The 20,940-nt window shown below is 64.3% G+C and carries 19 protein-coding genes and 1 pseudogene; 12 read left to right on the top strand and 8 right to left on the bottom strand.

What is annotated here, in order from left to right; all coding sequences use genetic code 11:
• Positions 1-2: 2 nt before the first annotated feature.
• The 3 genes and pseudogenes from JFU04_RS11500 to JFU04_RS11490 all read right to left on the bottom strand — a co-directional run.
• A complete protein-coding gene (locus JFU04_RS11500) occupies positions 3-611 on the bottom strand; it encodes a hypothetical protein (protein WP_446739684.1) in 609 nt (202 codons plus the stop codon).
• Between the two features lie 84 nt (positions 612-695).
• Positions 696-1,454: an ABC transporter ATP-binding protein gene (locus JFU04_RS11495; RefSeq protein WP_201144116.1), complete on the bottom strand. Its 759-nt coding sequence runs from the start codon at positions 1,452-1,454 to the stop codon at positions 696-698.
• Position 1,455: 1 nt separating this feature from the next.
• Positions 1,456-2,220 (bottom strand): annotated as a pseudogene (locus tag JFU04_RS11490) (ABC transporter permease); the annotation flags it as partial.
• A 330-nt stretch (positions 2,221-2,550) separates the two neighbouring features.
• Here JFU04_RS11490 and JFU04_RS11485 point away from each other — a divergent pair.
• Entirely contained in the window at positions 2,551-3,633 is a 1,083-nt protein-coding gene (locus JFU04_RS11485; RefSeq protein WP_201144115.1) for an LLM class flavin-dependent oxidoreductase, read from the top strand.
• Between the two features lie 61 nt (positions 3,634-3,694).
• Here JFU04_RS11485 and JFU04_RS11480 read toward each other — a convergent pair whose 3' ends face one another.
• On the bottom strand, positions 3,695-4,489 hold the full coding sequence (locus tag JFU04_RS11480; RefSeq protein WP_065906167.1) for a class II aldolase/adducin family protein: 795 nt from the start codon (positions 4,487-4,489) through the stop codon (positions 3,695-3,697).
• 225 nt (positions 4,490-4,714) lie between these two features.
• Positions 4,715-5,620 (bottom strand): LysR family transcriptional regulator, encoded by a 906-nt coding sequence (locus JFU04_RS11475; protein ID WP_201144114.1) that lies wholly within the window; start codon positions 5,618-5,620, stop codon positions 4,715-4,717.
• A 213-nt stretch (positions 5,621-5,833) separates the two neighbouring features.
• On the opposite strand from JFU04_RS11475, the gene JFU04_RS11470 reads away from it, so the two are divergent.
• From JFU04_RS11470 to JFU04_RS11420, 11 genes are all read left to right on the top strand, one after another.
• Positions 5,834-6,445 carry a cysteine dioxygenase family protein gene (locus tag JFU04_RS11470; RefSeq protein ID WP_065906162.1) on the top strand — a complete coding sequence of 204 codons (612 nt, stop codon included), beginning with the start codon at positions 5,834-5,836 and terminating at the stop codon, positions 6,443-6,445.
• On the top strand, positions 6,442-8,025 hold the full coding sequence (locus JFU04_RS11465) for a rhodanese-related sulfurtransferase (protein ID WP_201144113.1): 1,584 nt from the start codon (positions 6,442-6,444) through the stop codon (positions 8,023-8,025). Before JFU04_RS11470 ends, JFU04_RS11465 begins: the two co-directional genes overlap by 4 nt.
• A 95-nt stretch (positions 8,026-8,120) precedes the next feature.
• Positions 8,121-8,951, top strand: a complete 831-nt coding sequence (locus tag JFU04_RS11460; protein WP_065906160.1) for a TauD/TfdA dioxygenase family protein — start codon at positions 8,121-8,123, stop codon at positions 8,949-8,951.
• 158 nt (positions 8,952-9,109) lie between these two features.
• Positions 9,110-11,563: a TonB-dependent receptor plug domain-containing protein gene (locus JFU04_RS11455; protein WP_201144112.1), complete on the top strand. Its 2,454-nt coding sequence runs from the start codon at positions 9,110-9,112 to the stop codon at positions 11,561-11,563.
• A 10-nt stretch (positions 11,564-11,573) separates the two neighbouring features.
• Positions 11,574-13,103 carry an FAD-dependent oxidoreductase gene (locus JFU04_RS11450; RefSeq protein WP_201144111.1) on the top strand — a complete coding sequence of 510 codons (1,530 nt, stop codon included), beginning with the start codon at positions 11,574-11,576 and terminating at the stop codon, positions 13,101-13,103.
• Positions 13,100-13,465, top strand: a complete 366-nt coding sequence (locus JFU04_RS11445; protein ID WP_201144110.1) for a 4Fe-4S dicluster domain-containing protein — start codon at positions 13,100-13,102, stop codon at positions 13,463-13,465. The genes JFU04_RS11450 and JFU04_RS11445 overlap by 4 nt, the downstream gene beginning before the upstream one ends.
• A 141-nt stretch (positions 13,466-13,606) precedes the next feature.
• Positions 13,607-14,596, top strand: coding sequence for an ABC transporter substrate-binding protein (locus JFU04_RS11440; protein WP_446739695.1), 990 nt, complete (start codon positions 13,607-13,609; stop codon positions 14,594-14,596).
• A 12-nt stretch (positions 14,597-14,608) separates the two neighbouring features.
• A complete protein-coding gene (locus JFU04_RS11435; RefSeq protein WP_065906148.1) occupies positions 14,609-15,973 on the top strand; it encodes an LLM class flavin-dependent oxidoreductase in 1,365 nt (454 codons plus the stop codon).
• Positions 15,970-16,653 (top strand): peroxiredoxin-like family protein, encoded by a 684-nt coding sequence (locus tag JFU04_RS11430; protein ID WP_201144109.1) that lies wholly within the window; start codon positions 15,970-15,972, stop codon positions 16,651-16,653. The genes JFU04_RS11435 and JFU04_RS11430 overlap by 4 nt, the downstream gene beginning before the upstream one ends.
• Positions 16,654-16,715: 62 nt before the next feature.
• Complete coding sequence (locus JFU04_RS11425) at positions 16,716-17,885, top strand: acyl-CoA dehydrogenase family protein (protein WP_106804274.1); 1,170 nt, start codon at positions 16,716-16,718, stop codon at positions 17,883-17,885.
• Positions 17,882-18,829 carry a D-isomer specific 2-hydroxyacid dehydrogenase family protein gene (locus tag JFU04_RS11420; RefSeq protein ID WP_201144108.1) on the top strand — a complete coding sequence of 316 codons (948 nt, stop codon included), beginning with the start codon at positions 17,882-17,884 and terminating at the stop codon, positions 18,827-18,829. The genes JFU04_RS11425 and JFU04_RS11420 overlap by 4 nt, the downstream gene beginning before the upstream one ends.
• A gap of 160 nt (positions 18,830-18,989) precedes the next feature.
• On the opposite strand, the gene JFU04_RS11415 is transcribed toward JFU04_RS11420, so the two are convergent.
• The 3 genes from JFU04_RS11415 to tolQ are packed head-to-tail and all read right to left on the bottom strand — an operon-like array spanning position 18,990 to position 20,908.
• Complete coding sequence (locus JFU04_RS11415; RefSeq protein ID WP_201144107.1) at positions 18,990-19,757, bottom strand: TonB family protein; 768 nt, start codon at positions 19,755-19,757, stop codon at positions 18,990-18,992.
• Positions 19,754-20,200, bottom strand: coding sequence for a protein TolR (tolR, locus tag JFU04_RS11410; protein WP_065906140.1), 447 nt, complete (start codon positions 20,198-20,200; stop codon positions 19,754-19,756). Before tolR ends, JFU04_RS11415 begins: the two co-directional genes overlap by 4 nt.
• A 15-nt stretch (positions 20,201-20,215) precedes the next feature.
• The gene (gene tolQ, locus JFU04_RS11405; protein WP_065906137.1) at positions 20,216-20,908 is read right to left on the bottom strand and encodes a protein TolQ; all 693 of its coding nucleotides are present in this window, start codon (positions 20,906-20,908) and stop codon (positions 20,216-20,218) included.
• Between the last annotated feature and the right edge of the window lie 32 nt (positions 20,909-20,940).

The following is a 20,940-nucleotide window of genomic DNA, read 5'->3' as shown; positions in this document are numbered from 1 at the left end:
ACTCACTTCAATAGCGGAAGGCGCCAGGCAGGCTCCTGATAAGCACGCTCGGCCCCTGACAGCGTCACCGCAACCCGGTTGAGCAACAGTTCGGCGTTGTATTTAGGCATCAGGGCGCAGACCAGCAACACCGCCAGGCCGGCACCGATGAACGCCGGGGACACCTTGACCTCGGTGGGTTCAATCCGCCACAGAAAGGCAATCGCCGCGACGCCACCCAGCACCGCACCGGCCAGGGCTTCATTGAGCGGATGGATAAAGGGGGCAACGTAGTAGGCACTGAACCAGAGCCCCAGTAGCAGGCCCACCAGCGCCGCCGGCCAGCGCAGGGCCGCGCTGAACTGACGCGCCAGCAGGCTTGAGCCCACGGTCAGCATCAGGCAGGTGTTCATGGCGTGGCCACTGAGTACGGCAATGTCCACGTGTTGAAAAGACAAGCCCCAGCCTTTGAACAGCAACTTGCTGAACGCCACGATCGAATACGTGACACCCACCGTCACGATCCAGCCCCGCAGTGCCCACGGGCTGGAATACCGTAGCCACACAGCAATGATGAGGGCAGCCGGAATCATCACGGTAATCCCGCCAAACTGCGCTAGTTCTGCTCGCATCATTGCCCAACCGTTGACGTGCCCGTTTCGGCGCCCATCAGACCTCAGGCCAGGCGAAATTACAACGTTAGGCTCGGTCAGCCTTTACCCATGCGCCACGCGCCGCAGGTTGATCGCCGGCGGACGCGCCGCCGGTGCATCGACTTCCACGCCGAGCAGGTTCAGCAAGCGCGCCCGGATCGCCTGGAAACCGTCCTGGCCGGTGTCCCGCGAACGCGGCAGATCGATGCGCAGTTGCTCGGCGATCTTGCCGTCGGCCAGCACGATCACCCGGTCGGCCAGCAGGATCGCTTCGTCCACATCGTGGGTCACCAGCAGCACCGCCGGTGTGTGCCTGCGCCACAGTTCGATGATCAGGCGGTGCATCTTGATCCGGGTCAGTGCGTCGAGGGCGGCGAAGGGTTCGTCCAGCAGCAACAGCTTGGGTTCGCGCACCAGTCCACGGGCCAGGGCCACGCGCTGGGCTTCGCCGCCGGAGAGGGTCGCCGGGTAGGCCTCAAGGCGATGGGCCAGGCCGACTTCCGTCAAGGCTTGCACCGCCCGCGCCTTGGCTTCGGGAATACGCAGGCCGAGGATCACGTTTTTCCAGGCGCGCTTCCATGGCATCAGGCGCGGCTCCTGGAACACCGCCGCCCGCGCCTTGGGCACCCGCAATTGGCCGCTGTCGATACTGTCGAGCCCGGCCAGGCTGCGCAGCAAGGTGGTCTTGCCCGAGCCGCTGGCGCCGAGCAAGGCGACGAACTCGCCGGGGGCGATGTCCAGGTCAAGCCCATCGATGACCCGTTGCTGGCCGAATTGGCGCACCACATTGCGCAACTGCACCGCAGCTTCAATCGTCGACATATCAGTTCCTCACAAAGGATGGGCGCCAGGCCAGGGCGAAACGTTCGAGGGTGCGGATCAGGCCGTCGATCAACAGGCCGAGCACGCTGTAGATCAGCAGGCAGATCACGATCACATCGGTGCGCATGAAATCGCGGGCATCACTGGCGAGGAAGCCGATGCCGGCGGTGGTGTTGATCTGCTCGACAAACACCAGTGCCAGCCACGAGATGCCCAGGGCATAGCGCAAGCCGACAAAAAACGAGGGCAACGAGCCGGGCAAGATCACATGCCAGATCAGCTCGCGACGGTTCAGGCCCAGGGTGTTGGCAGCCTCGATCAACTTGGGGTCGATGTTGCGGATACCGGCGAACAGGTTGAGGTACACCGGGAACGTGGTGCCGGTGACGATCAGCGCGATCTTGGTGAACTCGCCAATGCCGAACCACAGGATGAACAGTGGTACCAGGGCCAGCGAAGGAATGGTGCGCAGCATCTGCATGGGCGAATCGAGGATCACCTCGCCGCGCTTGGACAAGCCGGTGATCAAGGCCGCCACCACACCGATGCTGACGCCGATACTCAAGCCGAACAACGCGCGTTGCAGCGACACCAGCAGGTGCTTGCCGAGTTCGCCGGAGACGATCATCGCCCACAGCGTGCCGCCGATCTGCGAAGGCGCGGCGATCACGCGCGTGGGGATCCAGCCCAGCTGCGAGGCCAGCTCCCAGAGCAGCAACAGCACGATCGGGCTGACCAGCCGCAGCACCGCGTCGGGCGTGCGCCAGCCACGGGTCGCTTTCAGCTGGCCCTCGGCTTTATTGAGGGAAATCGTCTCGGTCATTGGCCTTCCTGTTCAAAACGTCACGGCCGGGAGCGCCGTTGCGGGTCTATGCTAAGCGCATAAAAAACCCTGGTGAAAGTCTTTCTGGGAATAACCTAATGCGATCAACATGCAAATTACTGATACATCAAATAATTTATGATTCTGTTTTTTAATAATTAGGTTAGAACCAATCGGCATTTTACAGGCCCCTTCCCTGCCCCTACTTTGGACGCGAATAACCGACCCCCTGCCCGGCGGAGGTGCAACCCGCGAACTCGACAAGGACAGACCATGAGCATTGAATTCATCGGCTACATCGGCGGCCACCACGCTTCCGAGATCCACCCGCGCAGCGGCCCGACCCTGCAACCGGACTACGTGGAAACCGTGGCCCGCGCCCACGAAGAGGCCGGCTTCGACCGCGCCCTGGTGGCCTTCCATTCCAACAGCCCGGACAGCACGCTGATCGCCTCGCATGCCGCCAGCGTGACCAAGAAGCTGCAATTTCTGATCGCGCATCGCCCAGGCTTTGCCCAGCCGACCCTGGCCGCCCGCCAGTTCACCACCCTCGACGTATTCAACGGCGGGCGCACCGCCGTGCATATCATCACCGGCGGCGACGACCGCGAACTGCGCGCCGATGGCAGCCATATCGGCAAGGACGAACGCTACGCGCGCACTGACGAATACTTGAGCGTGGTGCGCCAGGAATGGACCAGCGAGCAACCGTTCGACTTCACGGGCAACTACTACCAGGTCGAAGGCGCGTATTCCACGGTGAAGTCGCCGCAACAGCCGCATATCCCGCTGTACTTCGGCGGCTCCTCCCAGGCCGCGATTGAAGTGGCGGGCAAGCACGCCGACGTGTACGCGTTGTGGGGCGAAACCTATGAGCAAGTGCGCGAGATCGTGACCCAGGTGCGCGCCGAGGCGGCCAAGCACGGGCGCACCATCCGCTTCAGCCTGTCGTTGCGGCCGATCCTGGCCGAGACCGAGGAACTGGCATGGGCGCGTGCCGAGACCATCCTGCAGCAGGCTACCGCGCTGGCCGAGAAGAATGGCTTTGTACGCCGCGAACCGCCGAATGAAGGCTCGCGCCGCTTGCTGGCAGCGGCAGCACAGGGCTCGCGCCTGGACAAGCGTCTGTGGACCGGGATTGCGGGCTTGCTCGGGGCCCAGGGGAACTCGACCTCCCTGGTCGGGACCGCCGAGCAAGTCGCCGAGGCGCTGGTGGATTACTACGACTTGGGGATCACCACGTTCCTGATCCGTGGGTTCGACCCGCTCAACGATGCGATCGATTACGGCAAGCGGTTGATCCCGCTCACCCGCCAACTGATCGCCGAGCGCGAGCAAGCACAACAAGTGGCATAAACACACGCCCTGCAGGCGCAGGCAAGCCAGCCCCTGCAGGGGGCTGGCGCCGATCTGCAGATCAGTTCTTGTAGTCGGTATCGGTGCGTTCCAACTGCCGGATCAGCGCATTCCAATGCCGCGCCACCCCCGGTCCATCCCCCGCCTTGAATGCCTCAGCCTGCTTCTCGACTTTGGCCACCACCTCGGCCGGCGGGAAGATCAACTCTGCGTTGCCCGCCGCCTGCGCCGCGATCTGGATATTGCACGCACGCTCCAGCCCCTGCAGTTGCTGGAAGGCGTGTTCGACGCTGATCCCGGCGGTCAACAGGCCGTGGTTGCGCAGGATCATCACACTCTTGTCACCCAGGTCGGCGACCAGGCGCTCGCGCTCGTCGAGGTCCAGCGCCACGCCTTCGTACCCGTGGTAAGCCACGCGCCCGGAGAAACCGATGGAATGCTGGGAGATCGGCAGCAGGCCGTCTTTCTGCGCCGACACCGCGATGCCGTCGCGGGTATGCGTGTGCAGCACTGCTTGCAAGTCGTGGCGTGCGCCGTGGATGGCGCTGTGGATCACGTAGCCGGCGTAGTTGATGCCCAGGCCGGTAGGGTCGTCGACGATGGTGCCGTCGAGGTCGACCTTGACCAGGTTGGAGGCGCTGATTTCATCGAACAACAGGCCGAAGGCGTTGATCAGGAAATGCTCCTCCGGTCCCGGTACGCGGGCGGAGAAGTGCGTGTAGATGTGGTCGGTCCACTTGTACAGGGCCGCCAGGCGATAAGCGGCGGCCAGTTTGACGCGCACTTCCCATTCTTCCGGAGTGACGCGCTGGCGAACATTGTTGGAAACGCTGGAGATCGAGGTGACGCTGCTCATGGCAAAACTTCCTGGATGGCCTTAAGGACTTCCAGGCAAGCCTAGGGGATGCAAAAAAATAATAAAAAGCACATTTTAATCTAAGCTAATTATCATATTTTTTTATAACCCAACTGACACCATCTCCTCCTGCAGGAGCCCGGCTTGCCGGCGATGGCGTCCTTGAGCAATGCCCTGGTCTCGAGGGTCTCATCGCCGGCCAGCCGGGCTCCTGCACCGGGCGGGTCAGGCGGCGTTGCGGATCTTGTGCAGGGAATTTGCCACCAGCTTGCCGAACGCATCCACCGGCCCCTGCAGGTTGCCGAGGAAGTGCGGGTAGATCAGCCACAGGTCCATCACCGGCTTGAAGTCCTTGAGCGGCATCACTGCCAGTTGCTCGCGGTGCGCGCTGCGCTCCAGCAGAGGGCGTGGCACCAGGCCCAGGCCGAGGCCGTCCGCCACCAGGCCCAGTTGCAGCTCGGTGCCGAAGGTTTCCAGGTTGACCCGCAACGCCAGGCCCTGGTCCGACAAGGTGCGCTGCAACCCCGCGCGGAAGCCGCAACCGTCCGGGTTGAGGATCCAGCCGCTCTGGTACACGTCCGCCAGCTTGCAGGGTTTCTTCGGCAGTTGTGCCTTGGCACACACCACCACCAATTCCATCTTGCCGATCGACTCGCCCACCACGTTGTCCGGGAAAATCTTGCCGGCCGGGAACAGCGCCGCCGCGGCATCCAGCTCACCGCGCTCGATCTTGCCCACCAGTTGGCTGCCCCAGCCGGTGGCGACTTGGGCGCGCAGGTCGGGGTATTCGGTGCGCAGGTGCTTGAGCGCATCGAGCAGCACCACGTCGCCGATGGTCTGCGGCACGCCCAGGCGCAGCAGGCCGGTGGGCGGTGCGTCGGTGGCGACCAGCTCGCGCAGGGCATCCATCTCGCGCAGGATCAGCCGGCATTGTTCATAGACGCGGGTGCCGATCACCGTAGGCTTGAGGGGCTTGGTGTTGCGGTCGAACAACTCCACACCCAGCGCCTGCTCGAAGTTCTGCACACGGCGGGTAATGGCCGGCTGGGTCAGTTGCAACGACTCGGCGGCATGGCTGATGGACTGGCAACGAATCACTTCGACAAAGGCATCGATATCGTCAATTTTCATTTGGGCCGCACATAGAGAACAGTCATTAAGATGTGTGCGAAGCATAGTTGCAGGAACGCTATCTGGATAGCCCGCGCTGCAATCGATAACGTCTAACGCTATTCAGACCGGTTCTAAATTACCTGCAGCTATAAGCTAATCATTAAAAAATAGCATATTAACTATAAACATTATGCTTAGATAAACCCATCAGCACCCACCGATGGAATTGTCATGACCCAGGCCCGACACCCCGAGAGACTCAGAGCCTTCATAGGCGCCCTGGCGGAATTGATCGACGGCAATCCACGCGAAGGCGACCTGTTGCACCGTGGCGGCAAACTGCTCGCGCAACTGGTCAGCCATGATGACTGGCTCCCCGATGAATTTGCCCAACCCGACCCCGAGCGCTACCAGCAATTTTTGCTGCATGCCGATTCGCGCCAGCGCTTCAGCATCGTCAGCTTTGTCTGGGGGCCGGGGCAAAGCACGCCGATCCATGACCACCGAGTGTGGGGCCTGATCGGCATGTTGCGCGGCGCGGAATTTTCCCAAGGCTTCGAGCGCGCGCCTGACGGTCGCCTGGTCGCCGAAGGCAAACCGATCCAGCTGGTGCCGGGCCAGGTCGAGGCGGTGTCGCCCAAGGTCGGCGATATCCATCAGGTCAGCAATGCCCACAGCGACCAGGTGTCCATCAGCATTCATGTGTACGGCGCCAATATCGGCGCCGTGCGCCGCGCGGTGTACCAGCCCGACGGCAGCGAGAAACTGTTTATCTCCGGTTATTCCAACGCCTTCCTCCCGAATATCTGGGATTTGTCCAAAGAAAAGAGCCCTGCCCTATGAGTACCGTATCGACCCGTAGCTTCGCCCGGATTCGCCAGGCCCTGTTGGACCGTGAAGAAGTCGCCCTCGTAGACGTGCGCGAAGAAGCGCCGTTTGCCGAGTCCCACCCGCTGTTCGCCGCGAACATCCCGCTGTCCAAGCTGGAGCTGGAGGTGTACTCGCGCATCCCGCGCCGTGACACCCAGGTCACCGTCTACGACAACGGTGAAGGCCTGGCCGCCCGCGCCGCCGAGCGCCTGGTTGCGCTGGGCTACACCCAGGTGAGCCTGCTGGAAGGCGGGCTGGAAGGTTGGCGCCAGGCCGGTGGCGAGTTGTTTATCGACGTCAACGTGCCCAGCAAGGCATTCGGCGAGCTGGTCGAAAGCGAGCGCCACACACCCTCGCTGGCCGCTGAAGAAGTGCAGGCGCTGCTCGACAACCAGGCCGATGTGGTGGTGCTCGACGCCCGCCGCTTCGACGAATACCAGACCATGAGCATCCCCACCGGCATCAGCGTGCCCGGTGCCGAACTGGTACTGCGCGCCCGTGAACTGGCGCCCGACCCGGCCACCCGCATCATCGTCAACTGCGCCGGGCGGACCCGCAGCATTATCGGCACGCAGTCGCTGATCAACGCCGGCGTAGCCAACCCCGTCTCCGCACTGCGCAACGGCACCATCGGCTGGACATTGGCCGGGCAGAAGCTCGCCCACGGCCAATCGCGCCGCTTTGCACCGACCTCGGAAGAACACCGCCAGGTCGCCGCCGTCGATGCGCGCCGCGTCGCCGACAAAGCTCGCGTTGGCCGGGCCACCCTCGCCGATCTGCACGCCTGGCAGCAGCAAACCGCGCGCACCACCTACCTGTTCGATGTGCGCACCCCGGAAGAATTCGAAGCCGGCCACCTGCCGGGCGCCCGCTCCACCCCCGGCGGCCAGTTGGTGCAGGAAACCGACCACGTCGCCAGTGTGCGCGGTGCGCGCCTGGTGCTGGCGGATGACGACGGCGTGCGGGCCAACATGTCCGCCTCCTGGCTGGCGCAATTGGGCTGGGAAGTGCACGTGCTGGATGACCTGCAAGCGGCGCACTTCAGCGAAAAAGGCGCCTGGGTCGCCCCGGTGCCCGCGCCGCCCCAGGCCGAATTGATCAGCCCGCAGACCCTCGCCGACTGGCAGGCCCATGGCGACACCGTGGTGCTGGATTTCACTGCCAGCGCCAACTACGTGAAGCGCCATATCCCCGGTGCCTGGTGGGCCCTGCGCGCGCAGTTGCCCGAAGCCCTGGCCAAGGTGCCGGCCGCCCAGCGCTATGTACTCACCTGCGGCAGCAGCCAACTGGCGCGCCTGGCGGTGGCCGAGGTCGAGGCCATCACCGGCAAGCAGGTGTTCCTGCTGCAGGACGGCACCGCCGGCTGGATCAACGCGCAACTGCCGCTGGAGGAAGGCGAGACCCACCTGGCCTCGCCGCGCATCGACCGCTATCGCCGTCCATACGAAGGCACCGACAACCCCAAGGAAGCCATGCAGGCTTACCTGGACTGGGAATTCGGCCTGGTCGAGCAACTGGGCCGCGACGGCACCCACGGTTTCTATGTGATCTGATTGACCTGACCCGCCTGCACCCACCCCGGGTGCAGGCTCCCACATCCGACCCCTCTCCAGGCGGAGGCTGAACCCACACACGAGAGGACACCCGCATGACCCTGCATATCACCCGCCTGGAACCCACCCTCGGCGCCGAAATCGGCGGTATCGACCTGCGCCAGCCGCTGACCTCGGCGCTGCGCGATGAACTGCGCCACCTGCTGCTCACGCACAAGGTGCTGTTCTTCCGCGACCAGGCGATTAACACCGAACAGCAGATCGCCTTCGCCAAGGAATTCGGCGAGCTGTACGTGCACCCCACTACCCAGCAAAACGACCCGTCGCGCCCCCAGGCCCACCTGATCGAAGCCCAGGACGAGCGCAAGCTCTACGGCCCGCGCACCAGCGGCCGTTGGCACACCGACACCAGCTGGTTGCTGCAACCCACGCTCGGCGCCGTGCTGCGCGCGGTGGACTTGCCGGAAGTCGGCGGCGACACCCTGTGGGCCGACACCGGGGCGGTGTACCGCGCCTTGCCGGATGACCTGCGCGCCGAAATCGACAACCTGCATGTGGTCCACGACTTCAAGAAAGCCCTCGACAAGGTCGGCTACGACTACCCGATCCTCGCCCACCCGCTGGTGCGCACCCACCCGGAAACCGGCGAAGACGGGCTGTTCATCAACTTCTCGCAGAACCCTTCGGTGATCGGCTGGACGCCCCAGCAAAGCAAGCAACTGATCGACCGCCTGCTGCAGGAATTCAACAAGCCGGAGCACCAGGTGCGCTTCAAGTGGCGTCCAGGCTCGGTGGCGTTCTGGGACAACCGCTCGACCCTGCACTACCCGGTCTACAACTACGGCGACTACCCGCGTCGCATGGAGCGGGTGCTGATTGCCTATGACGACATTCCGCATCGGGTCAGAGCCGCTGACGCGGCCTGATCACCCTTTAAAAGTCCCACACAGATTCACTGTGGCAGCGGGCTTGCTCGCGAAGGCGGCGGTTCAGCCAGCTCATGGGTAGCTGACACCACCTTCGCGAGCCAGCCCGCGCCCAGACGGGATCTGCGGTGTTCTTTGCTCTCCTGGAATCAGCCCCCATGCCTCCATCCCGCTTTCAATACGGCGCAGTCGCGCTGACCCTGCTCGCCATGAATGTCCCGGCCCAAGCCGAAGACCCGGACAAAACCCTCGGTACCGTGGTGGTCACCGGCAACCGTGGCAATCAGGCGCGGACCATCGCCGACAGCCCCTCGCCCATCGACGTGATCAGTGCCGAACAGCTGCAGGCCAGTGGCAAGGTCGGCCTCAAGGAACTCCTGGCGCGCCTGCTGCCGTCGTTCAACCTGCCGGCGATCAATGGTGGCGGGACCTCGTGGTCGGTGCGCGGAGTGACCATGCGCGGGCTGTCCGGCGACCAGGTGCTGGTCCTGGTCAACGGCAAGCGCCGCCACAACACCGCGCTGATCAACAACCTGGCGCGCATCGGCACGGCGGCGGTACCGGTCAACCTCGACCTGATCCCGGTGTCGGCCATCGACCATATCGAAGTGCTGCGCGACGGCGCTTCCGCACAGTACGGCTCGGACGCAATCGCCGGGGTGATCAATATCATCCTCAAGGAAAACGACAGCGGCGGCAGCGCCGAAACTTCCTTCGGCCGCTACGGCGCGGGCGACGGCGACACCGTGCACCAGACCGTCAACTACGGCCTGGCGCTGCCCAACGACGGCTTCGCCAACCTGGCACTGGACAGCAAGGAACAGGAACCCTTCAACCGCACCGGCAGTGCCACCGGCCGCCTCTACGGCACCGCCGCCGCCCCCGACAGCCGCGACCAGACGGTCAACCGCCACGGCTGGAACCCCAGCTACGGCCTGGGTCGCGAGAAGGTCACCAACGCCAGCTACAACCTTGAACTGCCGCTGCAGGACGACCTCAAGTTCTACTCGTTCTCCACCGCCAGCTACATGGAAACCACCAAGGTCACCGGCAACTACCGCCCCAATGAGATCACCTCCCTGGCCGGCGACCCGAACACGCCCTACCCCGATGGCATCCACGCGCAACGGCGCAACCGCACCAAGGACTTCCAGGTGGCGGGCGGCTTCAAGGGCCTGGTCGGTGGTTGGGACTACTACATCAGTTCCACCTGGGGTGAAGACGATTCGACCCTCAACGCCAACAACACCCTCAACCCATCCCTGGGGCCGACCAGCCCGACCTCGTTCAACCTGGCCTCGCAGATCTTCGACCAGTGGACCAACAACCTCGACCTCAGCCGCACCTTCGATATCGGCCTGAGCCACCCGCTGCAAACCGCATTCGGCTTCGAGTACCGCTGGGAGAAATACCAGATCGAGGCCGGCGACTACGCGTCCTATACGCCCGGCAACTACGTGCTGCCCAGTGGTCCCTTCGCCGGCCAAACACCGTTGCCGGGCCTGGCGTCGTATAACGGCACCAGCACCGCGGATGCCGACGAGATCAGTCGCAGCAACGTCGCCAGCTATGTCGACCTGGGCCTGGACGTGACGGACCGCTGGTACATCGGCGCCGCCGCCCGCTACGAGCGCTACACACAGGACATCGGCAGCACGTGGAGCGGCAAGCTGTCGACGCGCTTCAAGCTCACGCCCGAGTTTGCCCTGCGCGGCACGATCAACAACGGGTTCCGGGCGCCGTCGCTGGCACAGACGATCTACGCCTCGTCGACCTTCACCTCCGGCGGCGTGGTCAACGGCCAGCAGGTCTCGGTACCGGTCAAGGTGCTGCCGGTGGACACCCCCGAGGCCCAGGCCCTGGGCGCGGAAAAACTCAAGCCCGAGAAGTCGCTGAACTACAGCCTGGGCTTCACCTACGAGCCGACCGCGAACTACCGGCTGACCACCGACCTGTACCAGATCGGCATTCGCGACCGCATCGTTTCCACCAGTCTGCTGGGCGGGCCGGCGGTGTCACAGATCCTGGTCGCCAACGGCCTGTCGCCGGGCCTGTACGCGCAGTACTACACCAACGCCGTCGACACCCGCACCCGTGGCATCGACATCATCAACGAATACCGCCAGCAGCTCGACCAGTACGGCCAGGTGCGCTGGAGCCTGGCCTACAACTGGAACCAGACCAAGATCGAAAAGCTCCAGGACACCCCACCTGCGCTGGCCAGCCTGGGCTCCAACTACCAGATCTTCGACCGCCGCCTGCAAAAGGACCTGACCGTCGCCACCCCGCAATCCAAGTTGATCCTGGCGGCCAACTGGAAGGTCAGCGCCTACACCCTCAACCTCGCCCTGACCCGCTTCGGCAGCTACATCGAGGGTGACAACAACCCGATCAACGATCGCAAGTTCAGCGCCAAATGGATCAGCGATGTCGACGCCGCCTACGACATCACCAAGCATTTCACCGTGGCCCTGGGGGCCAACAACCTGTTCAACGTCTACCCGGATAAAAAAGGCATCAAGGACTGGGCCGGCGGGTACGAGTATGGGCAGTTCTCGCCCTTCGGCTTTGGCGGCGCGTATTACTACACGCGCCTGGCGTACAACTTCTGAGGCGCGGGTGATGACTGAACTGAATAGCGATGTATTGATCATCGGCGGCGGGTTGGCGGGCACCTGGGCCGCCATCGCGGCGGCGCGCGAAGGGGCCAGGGTGATCCTCGTCGACAAGGGCTACTGCGGCACCAGCGGCGTGACCGCCACCGCCGGCCCCGGTCACTGGTGGGTGCCGCCCGACGCCCGTGAAGCGGCGATCGACAAACGCCTGGGCACCGCCTATGGCCTTGCCGATGCACGCTGGATGGCCCGCGCCATCGACACCACCTGGACCAGCCTGCCGGGGCTGAGCGGCTACTACGACTTCCCGCAGGACGCACATGGCGTGACCCAGTATCGCGGGCTGCGCGGCCCCGAATACCTGCGCGGCCTCAGGCGGCGCGTGCTGGACAGTGGCGTGACGATTCTCGACCACCACCCCGCGCTGGAACTGCTGCGTGACGATCACGGCGCAGTGGTCGGCGCACGCGGCTGGCGCCGCCAGGCCGGCGGTGACTGGCTGATCCGCGCCGGCGCGGTGGTGCTGGCCACGGGCGGCTGTGCGTTCCTGTCGCGCCTGCTGGGCAGCCACACCAATACCGGCGACGGTTACCTGATGGCCGCCGAGGCCGGCGCCGAACTGTCGGGCATGGAGTTTTCCAACTACTACTGCATCGCCGCCGCAGGCAGCAGCATGACCCGTTCGATGGTGTACAGCTTTGGCGAGTATTTCGATGCCGCGGATCGGCCGCTGGGGATTGCCACCGGTCCTGGCTTCACCGAAGACCTGGCCAGGGCGCTGCTCAACGGTCCGGTGTATTGCCGCCTGAACCGCGTGCCACCGGATATCCGCGCACAACTGCCGAGTATCCAGCCGAACCTGATGCTGCCGTTCGACCGGCGCGGGGTCGACCCTTATCGCCAGCGATTCGCCGTGACCCTGCATCCCGAAGGCACCATTCGCGGCGTCGGCGGTTTACGCCTGGTCGATGACGATTGCCAGACCACCGTGCCCGGCGTCTTCGCTGCCGGGGATGCCGCCAGTCGCGAGCCGATTGCCGGCGCCACCTCCGGCGGCGGCGCGCAGAATTCGGCCTGGGCGCTCTCCACCGGGCAATGGGCCGGTCGCGGCGCCGCGCGGCTGGCCCGCGAAAAAGCGCTGTATCACGGCGCGCTGCGTGGCTTTGACGGCGCGGTGGGCGGCAGTGCCGAACTGATCCAGCGCATCCAGGCCGAAGTCCATCCGTTGGACAAGAACCTGTTCCGCAGCGGCGCCCAACTGGCGCGCTCTCTGGGTGAACTGGACAACATCTGGGACCAGATCAGCGACAGCCCACCCTGCCCCAACAACCCATTGCGCGCCCGCGAAACCGTGGCCATGGCCGCCACCGCGCGTTGGTGCTACACCGCCGCCGCGTTACGCAAGGAAAGCCGCGGCATGCACCAGCGCAGCGACACACCGCGGCAGCATTCGCAGTTTGACGCGCATTTGCGGTTGGCTGGAGTGGGCCAGGTGCAGGCGCGTTTCGACCCCATCCATCAAGGCCACCCACAATGATTGAACTGATCTACTCCGACCTGTGCAACGGCTGTGGCCAATGTGTCGCCGTCTGCCCCACCAACGTGTTTGCCGCCGATGCCCTGGGCAAACCCGTGATCGCCGACCAGTTGGCCTGCCAGACCTGCTTCATGTGCGAACTGTATTGCAGCAGCGATGCGCTGTACGTCGACCCCGACTGCGAGCAGCTGCGCCACCCCGATCCCGTGGCAGTCCGCGAAGCCGGGCTGCTCGGCCAATACCGCCGCGACTCGGGCTGGGACGAATGGGCCGATGACCCTGCCCACCGCAACGAGCATTGGCGCATGGATGGCATCTTCGCCCTGGCCCGCAGCGCGCCACCAAATGCAATTAGAGAATAATCAACTTACACATAATCAAATATTTTAATAATTAACATATAACCAAAAAGAACTTCACAGCGAGTTTTTATGGGCATAACGTTAACCCCATTCACCGACCCCTTCTCCAGGCGGAGGTAACCGAACCCCTTCTTGATCTGCCTGGAGCCTGCATCCCATGGTCTTTACCACCCCTTCAAACGCTTGCTCCTGGGCGCCGCCCTTGCCCTCGGCCTGAGCGGCGGCGCCCACGCCGCCGACCTGCAGCCACTGCGGGTGGCCAACCAGAAATCCACCATCAAGGCTCTACTGGAAGTCTCTGGCGAAACCAAGAACGTCCCGTATGAAATCCAGTGGTCGGAATTCCCCTCCGCCTCGCCCCTGGGCGAAGCCTTGAATGCCGGCGCCGTGGACATCGGCGCCCTCGGTGATGCGCCCTACGTGTTCGCACTGGGTGCCGGTGCCTCGCTCAAGGTGGTCAGCATCATCCACGCCGAAGGGCGCAATACCACCGCGCTGCTGGTGCCCAAGGACTCGCCGATCAAGACTGTCGCCGACCTCAAGGGCAAGAAGATCGTCACCGGGCGCGGCTCAATCGGTCATTACCTGGCGATCAAGGCCCTGGCCACTGCCGGGCTGACTACCAAGGATGTGCAGTTCATTTTCCTGCTGCCCAGCGAATCACGCCTGGTGCTGGATAACGGCACCGCCGACGCCTGGGCCACCTGGGACCCGTACACCACCGTGGTCACCTCGCAAAGCCAGGCCCGCGTGCTGATCAGTGGCAGCAACCTGCTGAGCAACCACCTGTACCTCGCCGCCACCAGCCAGGCCATCGCCGACAAGCGCCCGCAACTCGACGACTTTGTCGCGCGTCTCGACCGCGCCTATGCGTGGGCCAACACCCACCCCAATGAGTACGCCGCCGCCCAGGCCAAGATCACCGGCCTGCCGCTGGCAGTCCACGTGGAAGTGGCCAAGGACACCCGCCTGAGCCCGGTCACCATCGACGACTCGGTGATCAGCGGCCTGCAAGCGACCGCCGACACTTATCAAAAAGAAGGCCTGTTGACCAAGCACATCGACGTGTCGCAAGGCTTCGACAAGAGCTTTAACGCCAAGCGTGTCCCCTTTTCCCAAGCATCGCGCTAACAGGAGCAGAACATGAGCAAGCCACATCCCTCCAAGCCACGCCATTTGAAACTGGGTGCCATGGTCCACGGTGTCGGCCACGGTTGGGGCGAATGGCGCCACCCGAACGCCCAACCGAATGCCAGCACCCACTTCGGGTTCTACAAGCAGCAGACTGAACTGGCCGAAGCTGCCAAGTTCGACTTCGTGTTCATCGCCGACAGCCTGCATATCCATGCCAAATCCAGCCCGCACTACCTCAACCGCTTCGAGCCGCTGACGATCCTCTCGGCCCTCGCCGCCATCACCACGAACATCGGCCTCGTCGCCACTGTGACGGTCAGCTACACCGAGCCCTACCAAGTGGCTCGCCAGTTCTCGTCGCTGGACCATATCAGCGGCGGCCGCGCCGGCTGGAACGTGGTGACCTCGTGGCTCAGCGGCACCGCCGACAACTTCGGCAAGGCCGAGCACCCGCCCCACGCCGTGCGCTACCGCATCGCCAAGGAACACGTGAACGTGGTCAAGGGCCTGTGGGATTCCTGGGAAGACGACGCCTTTGCCTACAACAAGCAAAGCGGCGAATTCTTCACCCCGGACAAGCTGCATGCACTGAATCACAAGGGCGAGTTCTTCGCGGTCAAGGGCCCGCTCAACATCGCACGCTCGCGCCAGGGTCAACCGGTGATTTTCCAGGCCGGTACCTCGGAGGATGGGCGCAACTTCGCCGCCGAAAACTCCGACGCGATCTTCGTGCACGTGGAGAGCATCGAGGAAGGCCTGGCCTATTCCCAGGACCTCAAGCGCCGCGCCACAGGCTTTGGGCGTGACGCCGACAGCCTGTCGATCCTGCCGGGTATCCGGCCGATTGTCGGCCGCGATGAAGCCGAAGTGGAACGCCGCTATCAGCAGGCCGTGGACCTGGTCACCGTCGAAGACGCGATTGTCGCCCTCGGCCGCCCGTTCAATGACCATGACTTCAGCAAGTACCCCCTGGACGCGCCCTTCCCTGAACTTGGCGACCTCGGCGCCAACAGCCAGAAAGGCGGCTCCGACCGGATCAAGCAACTGGCCAGGGACGAAGGCCTGACCCTGCGCGAAGTGGCGCTGCGGTTCTCGCGGCCCAAGCGTGATTTCGTCGGCACCCCCGAGCAAGTCGCCGATGCCATCCAGACCTGGTTCGAGCGCGGTGCCAGCGACGGTTTCATCATCAACTCGGTGCTGCCGGACGGCTTGCAGTATTTCACCGAACTGGTGGTGCCCGTGTTGCAACAGCGCGGCCTGTTCCGCACCGAGTACAGCGGCCACACGCTGCGCGACAACCTTGGCCTGGACGTGCCGGCCAACCGTTACAGCGTCGCCGCCGAGGTCGAAGCGCAACAGGAGGCGCTGGCATGAGCGAGTCCCTCAACCGTCAATTAGCGGATCTGCACGCCGAACGCGTGGCTTCCTGGGCACCGGCGGCATTGCAGGTCAACATCGACCAGCGCCAGCGCCTGGTCGATGAAGCACGGCCCGACGACTACGTGCAGGTCGGCGATGAACTGGACCCATTCACCCTGCTCAACGTGGAAGGCGGCGAACTCAACCGCGATCTGTTGCTGGCCGATGGGCCGGCGTTGCTGATTTTCTTCCGCTTTGCCGGCTGCCCGGCGTGCAATCTCGCCCTGCCCTATTACGAACGCCAACTCTACCCACGCCTGCGCGAACTGGGGGTGCCGCTGGTGGCGGTCAGCCCGCAGGTGCCTGAGCGGCTGGTGGAGATCAAGACCCGCCATAACCTGCAATTGCTGGTGGCCAGCGACACCGACAACAACCTCGGCCGGCGCCTGGGCATTCTCTACAGTTTCGACGAAGCCTCGCGCAACGCCGCATTGGCCAAGGGCAACCACATCGGCGACACCACCGGCACCGGGACCTGGGAACTGCCGCAACCGACGGTGGTGGTGATCGCCAGGGACGGCACCGTGGCATTCGTCGAAGTGAGCCCGGATTGGCTGGTGCGCACCGAGGCCGAGCCGGTGCTGCAGGTGGTGGAGCGACTGCTGGGCCAACAGCCCGTACGCATCGCTATCTAAGCCCACAACCCCCTGTAGGCGCCGGCTTGCCGGCGCCCACATTTTTGACCGAGTACATTGTTATGACCCAACCGTCTCTGCGCTCCGTGGAAGTCGCCAACTTCGAAGCCCTGCTCGAACGCCTCAGCGCCGAGCTGGCGAGCACCGCGCACCTGTATGACGAGAGCGGCGCGTTCCCGCATGCCAACTTCAAGTTGTTGCATGAACACGGCCTGGTCGCCCTCACCGTGCCCAAGGCCCTGGGCGGCGGCGGCGCCAGCCTGCCGCAGGCGCGCAAGGCGATCAGTGCGATTGCCAGGGGCGAGCCGTCCACTGCGCTGATCCTGGTGATGCAATACCTGCAACACACCCGCCTGCAAGACAGCAAGAGCTGGCCGGTCCACCTGCGTACGCAAGTGGCCGAGGACGCGGTGCGCGACGGTGCCTTGATCAATGCGCTGCGCGTCGAACCCGACCTCGGCACCCCGGCCCGTGGCGGCCTGCCGGCGACCACCGCAGTGCGGACCGCCGAGGGCTGGCGCATCAGCGGGCGTAAGATCTACTCCACCGGCAGCCATGGCCTGAGCTGGTTCAGCGTGTGGGGCCGCAGCGATGACGCCGACCCGCTGGTGGGCGCCTGGCTGGTGCCCAAGGACAGCCCCGGCGTGAGCATTATCGACACCTGGGACCACCTGGGCATGCGCGCCACCTGCAGCCATGAAGTGGTGCTCGACAATGTGCTGGTGCCGCTGGACCACGCCGTCAGCGTCAGCCCCTGGAGTGCCCCGCAGCCGGAGTTGGATGGCGATGGCTTCCTGTGGATGTCGGTGCTGCTGTCATCGGTATACGACGCGGTGGCTCACGCCGCGCGGGACTGGCTGGTGAACTGGCTGGAAGAACGCAAGCCGTCCAACCTCGGTGCAGCGTTGTCGACGCTGCCGCGTTTTCAGGAAACTGTCGGGCATATCGACACCCTGCTGTTTGCCAACCGCAGCCTGCTGGACGCCGCCGCCGAAGGTCATACCCCGGCGGCCAACGCGGCCCAGTTGAAGTACCTGGTCACCAACAATGCCATCCGCGCGGTGGAACTCGCCATCGAGGCCTCGGGCAACCCCGGCCTGTCGCGTCACAGCCCGCTGCAACGACACTACCGCGACGTGCTCTGCAGTCGCGTGCATACCCCGCAGAATGACGCCGTGCTGCAAGGCGTCGGCAAAGCGGTCTTCGCCCAACGCCAGAAGGAACGCACATGAGTCAGGTGATTATTGCCAGCCAGCTCGACGAGGATTACAACGACGTGATCCGCGAGCGCCTGCGCGCGCTGCACACCGACGCCGAAGTGATCGGCGTGCCGCCAGGGGTGCCGAGCGACCTGCCGCCGCAGGCGAATATCCTGTTGCTGCGCCCGATCAACGTGCGCGGCTACACCGCCCCGGATACCCCGCCACCGGGCTGGCCCTACGGTGCACAGTGGGTGCACCTGGTGTCGTCGGGCATCGATTTCTACCCGCAATGGCTGTTCAACGGGCCACCGGTGACCACCTCCCGAGGCAGCGCGGCCGACAACCTCGCCGAGTTCGCGTTGGCGGCGATCTTTGCCGCGTCCAAGCATTTGCCGGATATCTGGGTGAAGGACGCCCAGTGGCATTTCACCCCGTTGCGCCCGCTCAAAGGCACCACGCTGGGCATCCTCGGCTTCGGCGCAATTGGCGCGAGCCTGGCGCACAAGGCACTGGCCCTGGGCATCCAGGTCGTGGCACTGCGCCAAAGCCAGGCGCCGTTTGGCGTTGCCGGTGTGGAAGCGGCCAAGGACATCCACGACCTGTTCGCCCGCGCGGACCACCTGGTGGTGGCAGCCCCGCTGACCGAATCCACGCGGCATATCATCAACCGCGATGTACTCGGCAGCGCCAAGCCCGGGCTGCACCTGATCAACATCGCGCGTGGCGGCCTGCTGGATCAGGAGGCGCTGCTCGAAGCACTCGACAACGGACAGATCGGGCTGGCATCGCTGGACGTGACCGAACCGGAACCACTGCCGGATGGGCACCCGTTGTATACCCACCCGAGAGTCAGGTTGTCGCCGCACACTTCGGCCATTTCCACCAATAGCCGCAACGAGATTGCGGACACGTTCCTGGCGAATCTGGAGAAGTATGTCGCAGGGGCTGAACTGGCCAACCTGGTCAACACCTGACACAGCCACATTGCAAGGATCTACAGACTTACACCGTCTAAAAATGTGGGAGCGGGCTTGCCCGCGAAGGCGCCGTGTCAGTCAACAAACTCATCGACTGACCCACCGCTTTCGCGAGCAAGCCCGCTCCCACAGGGGACCCGGTGTTGACTGCGGGATATCATTTGATGCGGTAGTGGAAGGTGTTGCGCACCGCCGGTACGGGAACGGCTTTGCCGTCAACGATCCTGGGCTGGTAGCGGAAGGTGTTCGCCGCTGCCAGTGACGGCCGGATAAACAGGGGGTGACAGCCATCGAGCACTTTGGGGTTTTCCACGCGGCCCTGGGTGTTCACCGTATATTCCACCGAGCAGTCACCTTCGATGTTCTTGTCGAGGGCACGCTCGGGGTAGTCCGGCGCTTCCTTGCTCAAGGGCTGGTATTGGCGGCTGTCGAAGGCCGGTGCCGGCGCTGCTGCGGGAGCAGCGACGCGGGCTTTTTCGGCGGCCAGGCGCTGCTGGTCGAGGCGTTGTTGCGCCTGTTCACGGTTGCGCTGCTCGGTGGCCAGGCGCTGCTGTTGCGCCTCGATTTTCTGCTCTTCGACGCGCTTGCGTGCCAACGCGGCCTTCTCGAGTTTCTGCGCCTGGACCTGTGGATCGATCGTGGGTTTGACCGGCACGGGCACAGCCACAGGCTCCGGTGGCGTGAAGGCCACCGGCTCAGGTGCGGGAGCAGGCATGGGCGCAGGCGGCAGCATCACCAACTGGGTATGCATGACCCTGGGTGTGTCCACCGGCGCTTTTTCCGCCGACCAGCCCAGCATCAGCGCTGCCAGCACCCCTGCGTGCAGCGCTACCGCCAGGCTCGCCGCGACGCTGTTTCTCCAGAACCCGGACGGCTCCCGGGGCGCCAGCGTCAGCGTCTCACTGTGCATGATCATCGCCGTCATTGCGGGGCCTCGGTCACCAACCCCAGGTTGCTCACCCCGCCTTTCTGCAACACCGCCATGGCCGCGACCACACGCCCGTAACCGGCGTTGTCGTCGGCGCGGATGTACACCTGGGTGTCGCTGCGCGCCGCCACCACTTGCATGACCTTGGCGCCCATTTCGTCGAGGGTCACGGCGCTGTCGGTCTGGTGCTGGGTGTCGAGTTCGCCGCCAAGGTTCCAGTAATAGCCGCCGTCAGCCTTCACCGACAGCGTGAGGATCTGCTGGCGCGTGTCGGTGGCCAGCGCCTCGGCGGCGACCTTGGGCAGATCGATCTTCACGCCCTGGGTCAGCATCGGCGCGGTGACCATGAAGATCACCAGCAGCACCAGCATCACGTCGATATACGGCACCACGTTCATTTCGGCCTTGGGCCCGTGCTTGCGTTGCGGCCTGGTTAACATCGGCTTGCTCCTTGTTCAGGCGGCCACGGCCAGGTTGATCGGCGTACCGCGCAAAGTGCGGTGCAGGCGCACTTGCAGCTCGTTGCCGAAGGCGTAATAGCGCGTGAGCAGCGTCTGGCTGCGCGCGGCAAAACGGTTGTAGGCGATCACTGCGGGGATCGCCGCAAACAGGCCGATGGCCGTTGCAATCAAGGCTTCGGCAATGCCCGGGGCCACCGTGGACAAGGTCGCCTGTTGCACCTGGGACAGGCCGATGAAGGAGTTCATGATCCCCCACACCGTGCCGAACAGACCGATATAGGGACTGACCGAGCCCACGGTCGCGAGGAACTGCAAGCCTTTTTCCAGCTCGACTTCCTGCTCGGTGATCGCCACCTGCAAGGCGCGCTCCACACCCTCCAGCACCGCCGGGTCATGGCTGTGCAGGTGCTGGTATTCGTGGACCCCGGCGATAAAGATCGGCGCCACGCCGCCCTCACCTGCCTGCACGGTTTCACGGCACAACGCCTGCAAGTCCGGCGCCGCGCGAAAGCGCTGCACGAAGCCATTCAACTGGCGCTCCAGGCGCCGCAGCACACTGGCGCGCTGGATTATCAGGTACCAGCTGAGCAACGAGGCCAACAGCAAGGTGAGCATTACGGCCTTGACCAACAGGCTGGCGTCGCTGATCAAACCCCAGATCGTCATATGTTCCATCGTCGCGTGCATGGTGATGTCCTATTCGATTAAAAAGTGATGAC

Source organism: Pseudomonas sp. TH21, assembly GCF_016651025.1.
GTDB lineage: Bacteria > Pseudomonadota > Gammaproteobacteria > Pseudomonadales > Pseudomonadaceae > Aquipseudomonas > Aquipseudomonas aylmerensis.
This window is presented reverse-complemented; position numbering and strand designations above follow the sequence as displayed.